Origin of the sequence: Corynebacterium singulare, assembly GCF_000833575.1 — a bacterium.
GTDB classification, from domain to species: Bacteria; Actinomycetota; Actinomycetes; order Mycobacteriales; family Mycobacteriaceae; genus Corynebacterium; species Corynebacterium singulare.
In genome coordinates, this window is record NZ_CP010827.1 from 809,311 (window position 1) to 823,057 (window position 13,747).

Annotated in this window: 10 protein-coding genes and 1 tRNA gene; 3 read left to right on the forward strand and 8 right to left on the reverse strand. The window is 57.5% G+C overall.

What is annotated here, in order from left to right; genetic code table 11:
- Window positions 1–64: 64 nt before the first annotated feature.
- Window positions 65–628: a PPA1309 family protein gene (locus CSING_RS03785; protein ID WP_042529858.1), complete on the reverse strand. Its 564-nt coding sequence runs from the start codon at window positions 626–628 to the stop codon at window positions 65–67.
- A gap of 123 nt (window positions 629–751) precedes the next feature.
- Here CSING_RS03785 and CSING_RS03790 point away from each other — a divergent pair, with 123 nt between their 5' ends.
- Entirely contained in the window at window positions 752–3,736 is a 2,985-nt protein-coding gene (locus CSING_RS03790) for a UPF0182 family protein (protein ID WP_042529860.1), read from the forward strand.
- A 156-nt stretch (window positions 3,737–3,892) separates the two neighbouring features.
- Window positions 3,893–3,969: transfer RNA gene (locus CSING_RS03795), tRNA-Met, on the forward strand.
- A gap of 333 nt (window positions 3,970–4,302) precedes the next feature.
- Here CSING_RS03795 and CSING_RS03800 read toward each other — a convergent pair.
- A complete protein-coding gene (locus CSING_RS03800) occupies window positions 4,303–4,707 on the reverse strand; it encodes a MerR family transcriptional regulator (RefSeq protein ID WP_005293770.1) in 405 nt (134 codons plus the stop codon).
- A gap of 204 nt (window positions 4,708–4,911) precedes the next feature.
- Between CSING_RS03800 and CSING_RS03805 the strand changes: the two genes are divergently transcribed.
- The gene (locus CSING_RS03805) at window positions 4,912–6,435 is read left to right on the forward strand and encodes a SulP family inorganic anion transporter (RefSeq protein WP_042529863.1); all 1,524 of its coding nucleotides are present in this window, start codon (window positions 4,912–4,914) and stop codon (window positions 6,433–6,435) included.
- Between the two features lie 169 nt (window positions 6,436–6,604).
- On the opposite strand, the gene CSING_RS03810 is transcribed toward CSING_RS03805, so the two are convergent.
- The 6 genes from CSING_RS03810 to CSING_RS14010 all read right to left on the reverse strand — a co-directional run bounded on the left by CSING_RS03810 (window position 6,605) and on the right by CSING_RS14010 (window position 13,474).
- Window positions 6,605–7,081 (reverse strand): hypothetical protein, encoded by a 477-nt coding sequence (locus CSING_RS03810; protein WP_012359769.1) that lies wholly within the window; start codon window positions 7,079–7,081, stop codon window positions 6,605–6,607.
- 37 nt (window positions 7,082–7,118) lie between these two features.
- Window positions 7,119–8,729: a relaxase/mobilization nuclease domain-containing protein gene (locus tag CSING_RS13220; RefSeq protein WP_084226156.1), complete on the reverse strand. Its 1,611-nt coding sequence runs from the start codon at window positions 8,727–8,729 to the stop codon at window positions 7,119–7,121.
- Complete coding sequence (gene mobC, locus CSING_RS03815) at window positions 8,710–9,072, reverse strand: plasmid mobilization relaxosome protein MobC (protein ID WP_042529865.1); 363 nt, start codon at window positions 9,070–9,072, stop codon at window positions 8,710–8,712. Before mobC ends, CSING_RS13220 begins: the two co-directional genes overlap by 20 nt.
- A 246-nt stretch (window positions 9,073–9,318) precedes the next feature.
- Window positions 9,319–9,696: a hypothetical protein gene (locus CSING_RS03820; RefSeq protein WP_042529867.1), complete on the reverse strand. Its 378-nt coding sequence runs from the start codon at window positions 9,694–9,696 to the stop codon at window positions 9,319–9,321.
- Window positions 9,693–10,085, reverse strand: a complete 393-nt coding sequence (locus CSING_RS03825) for a hypothetical protein (RefSeq protein ID WP_144403108.1) — start codon at window positions 10,083–10,085, stop codon at window positions 9,693–9,695. Before CSING_RS03825 ends, CSING_RS03820 begins: the two co-directional genes overlap by 4 nt.
- Window positions 10,086–10,348: 263 nt before the next feature.
- Window positions 10,349–13,474, reverse strand: coding sequence for a hypothetical protein (locus CSING_RS14010; RefSeq protein WP_236684027.1), 3,126 nt, complete (start codon window positions 13,472–13,474; stop codon window positions 10,349–10,351).
- Window positions 13,475–13,747 lie beyond the last annotated feature (273 nt).

The window sequence follows — 13,747 nt, forward strand, 5'->3', positions numbered from 1 at the left end:
GATACTCCTCTAAATTGCGGTACTGCGGTACACGTAGGTAATACTATCTGCCCAGTTTAGTCGATTAAAGGACGTCGTCTGGATCCTGCTCGAGGCCATAGCGCAGGGCGGCGATGACTCCGGGGGCGACGTTGGGCCCGCCACGCAACTGGATATCATCCTCCGCGAATGGGCCAGCGGCCTCTAGCTCCTCCTCAGTGGGGCGCAGCTGGAGCAAAGTGAGCTCTGCACCTTCCGTCCCATCCTCTCCCACGCCTTCGCGGAGGACACCGGAGAAAAGGCGAGCGGGGTGGGCGTCGGCAAGCGCGGCGTCTGCGGTGTCTTTGAACGTGATCTCCTGTGCCAAGATGACTCCGGCGACCTCACGCGGCCATGCCAAACGTGCAACATACTCGGCTAGGTGATCCGAACCCGGCTCGATACCTTCGGGGAGATCCTGGACCACGAGTGTGAGAGGGGAATCCTCGTCGACATCCCCCAGCTGCGCTGCCACCAAGTCGGTGGGGACAAGGGCAAACAGCGTAGGAGGGGCGTCCCAGCCTTCGGCGTGAATGAAATCCACGGCCTCGCGCATGGCCTTGTTGAGCGCGCGGTTAGCAGCTGGCTGGGAGTTGGGTTGGGAACTCATAAGCGTCCTTGTTCGTTGACGGTGGTAGTGCTTCTCTAGACTAGAAGCTTGATACCTCTATATTCGCACGACACTTGATTGGAGCTGGAGTTGGCTTCCGGACTCAACCGACCCACCGCCCCGATGAAACGTCCACCCAGGGTGCTGTCCTGGGTAGTCGCCGTCATCGCTATCCTCTTGTTCATCGGCCCCATGTTCGTGGGCTTCTACACAGACTGGAAGTGGTTCGGCGCGATTGAGTACCGCGGGGTCTTCACCAAGACCCTGATCACGCGCTTCGTGCTCTTCCTTATTTTTGGTCTGGTCGCCGCCGCCATCACTTACGTTGCTGGCCTTCTGGTCTGGCGCGGGCGCGGGGCATCCATGGACATGGCGGACCTCAATTCGCCCGTCTACCAGTACCGCAAGTCCATTGAAAGCACCATGGGGGTCTTCCTCAAGGCCATCCCTGTGCTTGTTGGTATTGTTTCCGGCCTGCTGGGCCAGGCTAACTGGCGCCCAGTCATGCTTTTCCTCAACTCGCATGATTTCGGCGTGACTGACCCGCAGTTCAACCACGATCTGGGTTTCTATGCTTTCCGCCTGCCGGTGTGGTCGATGCTGGTCAATGCTCTTTCGTTGCTGTTTGCCGTGTGCTTCCTCATCGCGCTGGTGGGACACTACATTCTCGGTGGCATCCGCATTGGTAACCGCGCGGCCGGTGTGCGCGGCTCGTTGTCGAAGTCCGCGCGCACCCAGCTGGCCGTGACGGCTGGTATCTGGATGCTGCTGCAGGTGGCCAGCTACTGGCTGGAGCGCTATCAGTTGCTCTACACGAAGCACTCGCTGTTCACCGGTGGTTCTTACACCGACATCAACGCCTACCTGCCGGCGAAGATTATCCTCATGATCATCGGCGTATTCGTCGCCGTGGCCATTTTCTCCGCAGTGGTGATCAAGGACCTGCGCATCCCGGGTCTTGCTGTGGTGCTCATGGTGCTCTCGGCACTGGTCATTGGCCAGGGCTGGCCGCTCATCATGGAGCGCTTCTCTGTGAACCCGAACCGTCAGGCCAAGGAAGCCGAGTCCATTTCCCGCAACATCGAGTCCACGCGTTTTGCTTACGGTCTGACCGAAGACAAGGTGACGTACGAGGAAAACTGGGGCGCCGGCGATGTTGCCGATGACAAGGTTGCGTCCGATAATTCGACGATTTCTAACCTGCGCTTGTTGGATCCAGATATTCTTGCGCCGACGTTTACGCAGATGCAGCAGCTCAAGAACTTCTACGGTTTCCCGGAGACGCTGGCGATGGACCGCTACGAGATCGACGGCGAGATCCGTGATTTTGTTGTCGCTGCCCGCGAGTTAGATCCCAACGAGCTGCAGGAGAACCAGCAGAACTGGATCAACCGTCACACCGTGTATACCCACGGCAATGGCTTCATCGCCGCTCAGGCCAATACGGTTGATGAGGTCGCCCGTGATGCAGGTTCTGCCCGCGGTGGCTTCCCCATCTTCACCGTGGCTGATCTGCAGACGCAGTCTGGCAAGGATGCCGAGGGCGAAGGAGAGACCAAGAACGCCGAGGAATCCTTGGGCATTAAAGTGGACGAGCCGCGCATTTACTTTGGCCCGGTAATCGCTAGCGCACGCGATGGCATGGATTACGCCATCGTGGGCAAGACTGGTGAGCAGTCGGTGGAGTACGACACCGATACCTCCACCTACACCTACGAGGGGAAAGGTGGCGTGGACATCGGAAACCTTGTGGACCGCACAGCCTTTGCCCTGAAGTACCAGGAGCTGAACTTCCTGCTGTCGGACCGTGTTGGTTCGGAGTCCAAGTTGCTTTATGACCGCGATCCGCGTGAGCGCGTGGAGAAGGTTGCTCCGTGGCTGACCACGGATTCTTCCACCTACCCGGCGGTCATTGATGGCCGCATCAAGTGGGTTGTCGATGGCTACACCACCCTGGACTCGCTGCCGTACTCGCAGCGAACCTCCCTGACGGAGACTACCCAGGATGCGCAGAACCCGAACGGCACGACGCAGCGTCTGGTCAACGACCAGGTGGGCTACATCCGTAACTCGGTGAAGGCTACTGTCGACGCCTACGATGGCACCGTTGATCTCTATGAGTTCGACACCGAAGACCCTGTCCTCAAGGCGTGGGAAGGCGTCTTCCCGGGCGTCGTCAAGCCGGAGTCGGAGATTTCCGACGAGCTGCGCCAGCACCTGCGCTACCCGGAGGACATGTTCAAGGTGCAGCGCAACCTGCTGGCCAAGTACCACGTGGATGACCCGGGCGTGTTCTTCAACAACGATGCCTTCTGGTCCGTCCCGGAGGATCCGACCGCCGGCGAGTCCCAGGGCTTGAACCAGCCGCCGTACTACGTGTTGGCCTCTGACCCGGAAACGAACAAGCCGAGCTTCCAGCTCATCACCTCCTACCGTGGCCTGAACCGTCAGTTCCTGTCCGCACACATGGCCGTGTCCTCCGACCCGGAGACCTACGGCGACATCACCGTGCGCGTGCTGCCGACGAATACCCAGACTCAGGGTCCGAAGCAGGCCCAGGATGCCATGATGTCCTCCGACCAAGTCGCGCGTGACCGCACGCTGTGGCAGGGCTCGAATGACCTGAAGAACGGTAACTTGCTGGCGCTGCCGGTGGGCGACGGTGAAATCCTTTACCTCGAGCCCATCTACTCTCAGCGCAAGGGCCAAGAGTCGGCCTTCCCGAAGCTGCTGCGCGTGCTTGTGTCCTACAAGGGCCGAGTAGGCTACGCCCCGACGATTGGTGAGGCCCTGGAACAGGTCGGCATCGATCCGAAGGCCGCCCAGGACATCACGGAGATCGAGGGCGACTCGGGCAAGAAGACCGACAAGGATGAGGCGAAGGATTCCGAGGGCGACCAGAAGGACGCCAAGGATGGCAAGGACTCCGAGTCTTCTGCACCGGCCTCCGCGCCGAAGGCCTCCAACGAGGGCGAGGCGATCGACGCCATCAACAAGGCTCTCGACGGCGTGGACAAGGCCAAGGGTGGCTCCTTCGAGGAGTACGGCAAGGCTCTGGACGAGCTGGACAAGGCAGTGGAGGACTACCGCTCACTGCAGTCCCAGTAAGTCCGATTGAAGGCTGAGCAAGATAGCCGGCCACTGACCACGAAATGGCGCCTGCCCAGGGGATTTGGGTGGGCGCCATGGCGTCTGTATAGTTACATGAGTCGCCAGCGCACGAGACAGTGCGCAGAGCGCTTGATGTTCGGAAGTGCATCTCGACGCGGGGTGGAGCAGCTCGGTAGCTCGCTGGGCTCATAACCCAGAGGTCGTAGGTTCGAATCCTGCCCCCGCTACCAACTTCCAAGCCCCTACCAGGAGAAACACTGGTAGGGGCTTTAGTTATTTCTCTTAAGGCGCACGTCCTGGGACTCAAATCGGGACTTTAGCGATGGCATTTTGTCACTTAAGCCGGTTTGGAAGTGATGGGGTTAAGTGACAATTTTCGATTTTGTGACCTTGGATGACTGTGTCGTTTTGAGGAGTCGTCTGCACGGATTTCAGAAGTCCTCTGTACTATCGCCATCCACTCCGGAGAGGCCGCGGGCGTTCGTCCACTTCATCTGGAACGCGATTCGACAGAGCGCATTCAATACGATGGTCTTTTTCTCCCTGCGAAGGATGGGGGCAGTTTAGGGTGCCAGGGTGTTGACCAGATCGAGGAATTCCTCAGCGTAGGCAATTTGCTTGCGTAGCTTTTCGTAGCGGGTGCGCGTCTCCTCACGAATGTCGGCAAGGGTGGCCTTGGCATTACTCCGTGCCTGCTGTGCGGTATCACTGTCCTGCCCGCCATCTGAACTATGAAGAATCTCCGCAGCTTCCAGGAATTCCCGCATCTGATCCAGAGTAAACCCCAGCGGTTTCATCCGTCGCACCAGCAAAACACGACGTACATCAGCCTCACTATAAAGCCTGAACCCACCAGGGCTACGCCCCGATGGGGTAATCAGGCCGACGTTGTCATAATAACGCAAGGTGGGAATCGACAACCCCGTCTGGTCAACGACCTCGCCGATCTTGAAATTACTGTTTTGCATTGCCTGTTCTCCTTCACTGTGATGTTGCCCACGGGTTCCTGTGCCTGGGTTGGCGGTTGAGTAAAACTCCCGCTACCATGACCACCATCACCAAACCTAAAGTTACTAGAGGGTTGGATTCCTTTCGGGCGTTCGCCCAGTTACCTATCCCCTCAAAGATTGGACATCTATGACTGAAACTAGCACGGCGGCCCCCGCCCCCTCCTGAGTCCAGACGGCGCTGATGCCCCTACCGGGATCATCGCATCCTTCCGTTACGCATTTTCTTCCCCCGCCCGTATCCGTATAGAGATTCTGGCCGGACTGGCGGTATCCCTGGCGCTGATCCCTGAGGCCATTGCCTTTTCCATCCTTGCCGGTGTTGACCCAGCCATGGGTCTGTTTTCCTCGGTAGTCATGGCCATTGCGATCGCCTTTACCGGTGGCCGCCCGGCAATGATCACCGGCGCCACCGGGGCTATTGCCCTAGTCATTGCTCCTGTGGCGCGTGGTTACGGGATGGATTATTTCATCGCCACCGTCCTGTTGGGCGGTGTCCTACAAATCGTGCTCGGCGCCCTCGGTGTGGCGAAACTTCAGCGTTTTATCCCCCGATCGGTGATGCTGGGTTTCGTCAATGCACTGGGCATTATGATTTTCACCGCCCAACTCGAACACCTCATTGATGTGCCTTGGATAGTCTACCCACTCGTCGGCTTGGGTGTGGTGATCATGATTTTCTTCCCCAAGCTCACCAGTGTGATCCCCGCCCCGCTGGTCACGATTATCGTGCTCACCGGTTTGGTCATTGCCGCCGGTTTGACTGTCCCGACGGTCTCGGACATGGGCAAGATGCCGGAGACCTTACCGTCCCTGTTTATTCCGAACGTGCCGTGGACGTTGGAGACCCTGCAGATCATCGCGCCTTATGCCCTGGCCATGGCCGTGGTCGGTCTCATGGAATCGTTGATGACCGCCAAGCTCGTCGATGACATCACCGACACTCATTCCGATAAAACTCGTGAATCCTGGGGACAGGGGGTGGCTAATATTGCCTCCGGTTTCTTCGGCGGCATGGGTGGCTGCGCGATGATCGGTCAAACCATGATCAACGTCCGCGAATCCGGGGCACGTACCCGCCTATCCACCCTGTTAGCCGGTGTGTTCCTGCTGGTCCTGGTCCTGGCACTGGGCGACATCGTTGGCATGATCCCGATGGCTGCGCTGGTGGCAATCATGATCATGGTCTCGGTCGGCACCATCGACTGGCACTCGGTGCATCCACGCACCCTTAAACTCATGCCGGTCTCTGAGACCATTGTTATGGCCGTGACGATTATTGCCACCCTAGCCACCAGCAACCTGGCCATTGGTGTGGTGTTGGGTGTGGTCACCGCGATGATCATGTTCGCCCGTCGGATGGCACATATCGCTTCCATTGAAAAGGTCTCCGAGATCGACGGCGACGGCGATGGCGAGATTGATACTCGTACCTACCGGGTGCATGGCCAGTTGTTTTGGGCATCAAGCAATGACCTGGTTTATCGCTTTGATTACACCGATTCTGCCCGTCATATCACTATTGATCTCACTGAGGCGGAGATCTGGGATGCCTCCACGGTCGCGACCTTTGACGCGATTACGCAGAAGTTCCAGGACAGAGGCAAAACCGTGTCCATTATCGGGCTCGACGGTCCCAGTCAGGACCGGCTGAACCGCCTGTCTGGCCGGCTTGGCACCGGCCACTAACATCCCCCGACTCGAGCACATCGACTTGGCGCCCCAACTTATAACCGGGGCGCCAGTTTATTGGTGCTGTTGCAAAGTTGGGGCATAGGAAGAGCATAAAAGAAGCGTAGCGGTTAACCGCTACGCTGTGTTGTGGGGATTTTTACTTTTTACGGTGCACGTGTTCTAGTTAGTGGTTCGTTTCTTTCCTCGGGTGATTGCGACGGTATTCCTCGACTAAGTGAGCAATACCCGGCGCAGCCTGGGACAACATCCAGGTCATAAGCGCTATAAGAACCCCTATGACGATAAGTGTTAACGCCAACCAGCCCAGTGTTGGGCCGATGCCGTTGGCCTCCTGGACGTGACCCCACAAGGCAGACACGCCGTCGGGTATGCCGAGCATACTTAGCAGCCCGTTCCCCAAGGCTCCGACAGCAACGAGTGCGATAGCAACGAAGAGAACACTGGCTGCAATCCACGAGGCAGACATGCAGGCCTTAATAAAGTTCGTGTTCGACTTTTCCATGTCGTCGTTGTACTTTTTGCGCTCTGCACGTATCTTCTCCAGCAGCTTTTCGTTGGACTCCTTCTCCTGGAGCAGGGCGCTGCGAGCCTTCTTAGATGCTTCTGCTGCCTTGTGCAGGCTTTCGGACTCTTTCGACATTGCCTCAGATACAGCTACTTCTACCAGCGGTTCCAGGCTAGAAGTCAGGCTCGAAGTCATCTGAGCGTTCAGGCTCTGGGCTACTGCTTGGCTGGAATCCTTGTCGAGATGGATGGGGCTTTCGGCTGCTTTGAGTACCAGCTGTTGCATCCTTGTCAGACGCGACATCTGCTCGCTTATCTCGATTAGGTACCCTTTTACCCCCTCCAGGCCGTTGGGCAGATCCTCGATGTTCCTTATCAGCCCGGTGATCATCTGCTGCACTTCCATCATCGTTACTTGGAAGTGACTGCTGCTCACGTAGTTCTTGTTTGCGGCGAGATTGCTTTTTACGTTCCTTAATTCGCTTTCCGCTTGCGTCAACCTCGTCGAGAAGTCGCTGGGCAGAGAACTGAGAATGTCCCCTGTATTCTCCGGCAGACTCTTCAGTTTCTCCTGCAGCGTCTTGATAGCCTTCTCCGCCTTGTCCAGGCGTGGGCTGAGAACCTTCAAGACGCTGTCCATCTTGCCTTTCGCCGCTGCTTGGGCTAGCTTCGTCATCTCGGTCACTGACACCATGATTGAATACCTCCTGGTTGTTATAGTTTTCTTCCTCCTCGTCATCGAGAAGGCTGGAGCCGTATTTCGCCTCCAGGTCGTCATCGGTTGAATTGGCTTGAAGTGCTGCAAGCTGCCGCGCAAGAAGGGCTGATTGGGCCTCGTTAACGCGTTCGGTCACACCCTCTAGCGAGTAGCTGCGGCCCAATTTTGAGCCAGCTTTAGCTGCTTTACGCTTTCGAGTACGTCCGGCCTTCGTGGTGTTCGTGAAGTAGGCATCCTCGCCGTCGTCGTCGACCAGGGCCACGGTTAGCGACTCACCCTCGGTTTTTGAGTTGGGCTGCACTTTTAGAGACAGGTTGTATTTGCCAGCAATCTCTACTGCCTTCGCCAGTGGGTCGTCAGCATCTGCCACCTGTTTATCCGCGCACAGCTCATCCATGCGCTTGCGGGCAAAATCAGCCCACGTGGCTGCGGTCAGCTCATCCACGCCCAGGCCCGTCGAGTCTGTGGACTTGCCCTCCTTGCGTGCCCTGCGCTCAGCAGGAAGCAGCGATATTTCCGGCTCTCGCTCCAGGACACGCATCCCCAAATCGCGCATCAGCTCGTCGTTGATATTGCGCAGCTTGTACCAGTTGCGCATATCCCGAGGTGCAGCCTTCTTTGTCTGCGTATCGTGGTTGGCAAAGACGATATGGTTGTGGACACAGCTGCTTTTACTGTCGGTGTGCGTAGCCACGGTAAACGGAACTCCCGTGCCCTGCGTCAGCCGCATCGCCAGCTCTGAGCCAGCCGCATTAGCCCGAGCTACATCGGCCGGGTTATCCTTATCCAGCTCGTCTTTAGCCCACGATTGGATATAAATAATTGCTTCGTCAGTGCGCTGAGCCGGAGCATATCGCTCCATTTCTTCCACACTGGCTTCCATGAAGTCCACACCCGACCAACGGCCAGCCGTAGCCTCCGGAGAAAACGATTCAGCGTTAGGTTGAACCGTGCATAAAGCATCGGCTCGCACCTCACCCTTGCGGGCATTGTCTGCCGTTCCATAGACGGCGTAGACCGTTGCCGCGCGGATATTCTGGCTGTAGTTAATCTTGATTGTGGACAAAGTCCTTCACCTCTTTGCGAAGAGAAGAAACCTCGGAGCCAATGCTTTCTACAGCCTCAGACACGGGGGCCACGCCGTCGATATTCGCGCGGCGAGCCAACAGGTTTAGATTGACGCCAATCCGCCGCAGTTGGTCGTTCATCTCGTCCAGGCGGCGCAGCGTGTCCGGGGCCAAACGCTTTTGCGTCAGCACGCTCTCCTCCTCCGCGAGGACATAGAGAGCTTCCCGGAACACGACGGCCTTTTGCACCCCTACGACCCGTGCGACCTCCTCGACAAATCGGTCTAAATCCTTATCGAGGCGCACGGTGGTGCGCGAATATGTCGAGAACTTGTCTCGCATATCCACCTCCTACTTATCGTGCTTACTGTGGCAGGGTGGCCCCGACTGCTGATGCAGCCGGGGCCACAGTCTGTTTGTAAGGGTCACGCTTCTCCGGTGTCGGCCCCCTGAATCTGCTGCGCATCTTCAGGCGTACTCGCCACCGTCAAAGACGGCCCTCACAAACAGGCGGCCAGCAAGCCACTCGGGCACCTCCGGTGCCTCGTGGCGCTGGCGAGGGAGATTCTCTCCCTCGACCCTCTGGCCCTACGCTTGCGGGCCAAAATGGCCCGCGTGCTTCGGGCCTGCGGCGGGATTCATTTGACTCTGTGGAGTCCTCTGAATCGACTGCGGAGCCTTTATCGGCTCCTGCGTTCCGCCGCGAGGTGCGCCCTCGTGTCCCTCGGACGCTTCACGGGAGGGGGCCTCCCGTATACCGATTTCTGCGAACAGTTCCCTTACGGAACCGCCGCGAAATTTGGACCACTTGCTTGAAGGCTCATAAGCGCAGGCGTAGAGAACTTCGCCTAATTGACGCTTAAACTCCTCAACCTTCTGGGCTTCTTCGGCTTCTTTTTGCTCCCGCTCCTGGCGGAGAGCTTCAATCTTTTTTACCGACGAAGCGGTCTGAGACTTCGTAATCATAGTCCTGGTTCCCATCCTTTACTGGTGTCTTTTTCTTCTGGTTCATTCTGGAAAAGTGGGGTGAATCGCGGGTTTTTGACCCGAGGGACACGAGGCTTCTTTTCCCGCGGCGGCTGCGGTGGGTAGCCACCTTGATTCTGCTTTTTCCGCCGCGACTGAGCGCGCTCATCGAGGGTTTGCTCTAGCTGATCAAGCTCAGCGTCAACCTTTTCTCCCTCCGCTTTAAGCTGCTCCAAAGACACTTCTTCTTTTGGGGCGTGCTGGGCAAAATCGTCCAGAATCTCCTGGACTCGGTTGGAACGACGGATAATATCGGCGCGGTCTAGACCAACCAAACCGGCGATAAGCCCCTTCGCAGACTCCTCCGCTGCGTACCTGCTCTCCTCCATTTCCGCGCCTGTTTTAGCTCCACTGCGCGGCGCTCGTGGGGCGCTCGGCATCCGTGGTGCTCGGGGCGATTGTGGCTCCATATGTTCCTTCTTATCTTGGGTTGCGGTGTATTGGTGCCATCGGGAACTCGGTCTAAGCACCCGATGGTTCAAGACTTAGCTGGGGTGCTGTTGCTTGCATGGCTAGCGTCTCTGTGACGATAAAAGTGCCTATAGGAGGGCCGCGAGAAAGCTTCATACCAAACCGACCAGGGGGAGGGGTGCTAGACATAGCCATCACCGCGATTCAGCTCATCGGCAAAGGCACGAACAGCATCCATATCGGCATCGCGTAGCACCGTCGAACGCCGATCCTTCTTGCTCATGTGATCCCACTGCGCTCGGGTAAACTCACCCATCCCCAGAGAGGACAACCAATCCACCTTCTGAGCCACGGAAACACGAACAGCCAAACGGTCAACGACGACGAGACCTGCCTTATGCGCGGCAACGAGTTCAGTGAGTAGGGCACCGTCAGCAGTACGGATACGACGACCCCGAGCAGACTCAAATCGCCTAAACCATGTATCCCAATCGTGACCCGTGCGCAGACATCCGGTAGGCCGGTCATCACCGGTTGTCCCATACCGAACCAACTGCATGTGACCAGCAATCCCACGAGCACGCTTGTAGTCATCAATCGAATCCCAGGCACGAGTTTCAAACCCAGCCATCTCGTTACCGTCAATGATGTCCACCCGAAGCGAGTCCCGTAACGGTTCCCGCTTGAGGTCGAAGTCCAAGGCGGACACCGCAGGCGTGAGGTCCACGGGGTGGAAGTCCACCCGATTCACAGACCTCGACAATTCACGGAAGGGAGGGAAAGACGTGTACGGGTTCGGTATTTTGCCCTCGCGCGTCAGAGCCACGTCACGGAACCAACGACGCTCATCGATAGTCCCTCGTTCAATCCCTTCTGGCACCTTCAACCCGGCCTTAGCTAAAACTCCGTGGTCATGTAGGGAGACATTGCCGCGCGTAGAAAGATTCACGAGGTCATCTTGGTGGTGCTTGATTTCCCAGACAGTCGGATCACCGACAAGAGCCTGGCGCGCGTCCCGAAACACGTCGGCGATGCCAAAGCAATCGAAGTGCTCGATCTCCTCAACCGAGGTGATGAAGCCGTCGGTCGTGACCGACAAGATCGGAATCGTGTTGGCCATCGCCAGAAGAAGCGCGCGGACAAGCGATGTCGTCATAGACGCGTGATAGGGAGAAGTCACAGATGACCCACCGATGGACTCCATCTGCTCGGCCCATGCGTCCCAGCCGTTGCGCTCCGAGACGTCCTGAGCCAACTTTCCGTACACGGAATTCGTGGCAACCTTCACCATCAACTCCTCAGGAGACCCTTTGCCGAACGCCTTCTTCGCAGTCGCACGATCAGCAACCATCTGCTTAAGGGCGAAGCGCAGTGACATCGACGGAGAACCGTCAGCATTATTGAGCAACCTCATGCGATAACCGATTTGCACTCGCACCGCCGCCCCCAACATCAATGCGAGATACAGCTCAGGCCCAGCACACCAAGCACCGTGAAAGCCCGCGTACTCACCAACATCGTCACCCTGCGCGGCACCTGCACCGTGCGATGTACGTGGATACAACACGCAATCACCCTCAACCGTTGGCAGACAAGGGACTTTCACATCGGGTGGAAAGTCCCAACTGACATAGGCGACGACAGGTGTAATAGGCCCAAGGGGGAAATCATCGAGCGTGAGTTCCCGGTCTTTCAAGACCTCCTCGATGCAGCCGGTCTCGTAATCAACATCGATCACCGATGCCATTGCGGACGGGTACGCAGACTGGATGTCATGGTCGAACGTTGGATATGGGTGATAACCCGGTGACAAGCAGCTGTTCCAACCGCCGTGGAACGACATCTTGAACGCAGTGTGAGACTGGTTGGCATCTCCATCGACAGGCACAAGCTCGCGACTGGCGTAGTACGACAGGTCGTCATGCTCCTCGGATGCACTCGGATCAGTCTTAGCCACCAATCCACGGAACTGTATGAGGAAGTCTCTCTTAGAGGAAGCACCCATGTACTGCATGATGCCGTCACGAACAGCGCTCGCACCGGCACCAGACAGAGTGACAGGAGGCACAACGTTAAGACCCCACAACATTGCCAGATACTCGACCACGATGACAGCGTCGTTTACCCCATATTCGAGGAACGTCAGCAGATCGTCACCGCGCATAGCGGTCATGTCCTCGATGGCAACGCCCACATCGAGCTTCGGCACACCACATACGTCACCGAGGACTTCAAGACTCTTCTGCCCCGGAGCCGACTGACACATCGTGTCACGCACCAGCAACGAAAACGGCAGCCAACGGTAGCTATTAGAACCCTTACCAGATTTGCGCATGAACCGGGCAGGCTGCAAAGAAACCAAACCGCCCGAAGCCGATGTCACACGGTGCAGCACGTCGTTGTACTTCCCACCACCACTACGTTGAACCGGGGGCCTGCGAAATGCGGTCAAATCGGCGTTCGCAAAATGGCACGCCAACACCAGAGGGATCGACCTCTTGAACACTGCATCGCGGGTGGCGATATAATCAAACCGGTCATCAGCGTCATCACAACGCACATCACGAACTAGAACGCCGCGAGGATCAATCTGCGGACCCTTGCCACGCGCCAACACATGTAGACCCGCAGCAAGGGTAACCACATACAGCGCATCCTCCAAATAGATGCGATCACCTGCCAGCGGCAACACGACAACCTCCACAAGAACGTCATCGTTGAGTGGATCGGTGCACGCGAACTGGTAACTATCGATGGTGCGCTTAGTGACGTCGCCTTCGGCGTAGGTGAACTCGGTATCAAAGCCGACCACATGCGCCATGCGACCAGTACCCATAGACCGCACCGTCGGAAGCGCTCCAAACTCCACAGGACCGTCACCGGCACGAGACGGGTCAGCGACACACTCTGAGTCCCCATCATTAACCCCTGCAACCGCATCGGCATCCACCGCTGCTGCGGAGCCACGACGACCGGGCGCTCCGGCCCGGCCATTCTGTCTCTCCCCTAGGGGATTTTGGCCTGAAACGACTTTAGGGTCTTGACCAGCAGGAACGTCCGTAGAACTGCCTGAAATCGTGGCCAAGGTCTCCGAGACCTTAGCCACAGATCGAGGTTCACGACGTACCAAAACGGTGAAGTACGACGGGTCAGAACGCCCAGGAACGTCGACGGCAGTGTCGACGAGGCGTGATTGCCACTCGGTGCCATTCACGTCAAGCTCGATGAGTTCATGCTCATGACGCACCGTGTCGGGCGCGTCCTTGGGGGAGATCTCTATGCTCCACGACTCGTTCGCTGTCGTCATGGCCTCTCACCACCGACAACACGCCCATCTAGCCACGCCTCAATATCGGCGATTCTGTAGACGACGAGGTTGGCACCCACGCTGGCGTATCTGGGCCCTTTGCCCTGAACACGCCAGTTGTTGAGAGTTTGAGGGGCAATCCCGATCAGGGATGCCGCTACCGAACTTTTAACCGCAATAGGCTCGGCATGATCGACCAGTTTTAAATTAGAAACACCTTTCAAGGTTTGCTCCAGACATGCTGAAAGGGCCCCGGCCTAGCGGTTATCCGCT

Bases quoted from the DNA above. Each gene is read 5' to 3' on its own strand.
- CSING_RS03785 (WP_042529858.1), bottom strand. From the start codon at position 628: ATGAGTTCCCAACCCAACTCCCAGCCAGCTGCTAACCGCGCGCTCAAC.
- CSING_RS03790 (WP_042529860.1), top strand. From the start codon at position 752: ATGAAACGTCCACCCAGGGTGCTGTCCTGGGTAGTCGCCGTCATCGCT.
- CSING_RS03800 (WP_005293770.1), bottom strand. From the start codon at position 4,707: ATGCAAAACAGTAATTTCAAGATCGGCGAGGTCGTTGACCAGACGGGG.
- CSING_RS03810 (WP_012359769.1), bottom strand. From the start codon at position 7,081: ATGTCGAAAGAGTCCGAAAGCCTGCACAAGGCAGCAGAAGCATCTAAG.
- mobC (WP_042529865.1), bottom strand. From the start codon at position 9,072: ATGCGAGACAAGTTCTCGACATATTCGCGCACCACCGTGCGCCTCGAT.
- CSING_RS03820 (WP_042529867.1), bottom strand. From the start codon at position 9,696: ATGATTACGAAGTCTCAGACCGCTTCGTCGGTAAAAAAGATTGAAGCT.
- CSING_RS03825 (WP_144403108.1), bottom strand. From the start codon at position 10,085: ATGGAGGAGAGCAGGTACGCAGCGGAGGAGTCTGCGAAGGGGCTTATC.
- CSING_RS14010 (WP_236684027.1), bottom strand. From the start codon at position 13,474: ATGACGACAGCGAACGAGTCGTGGAGCATAGAGATCTCCCCCAAGGAC.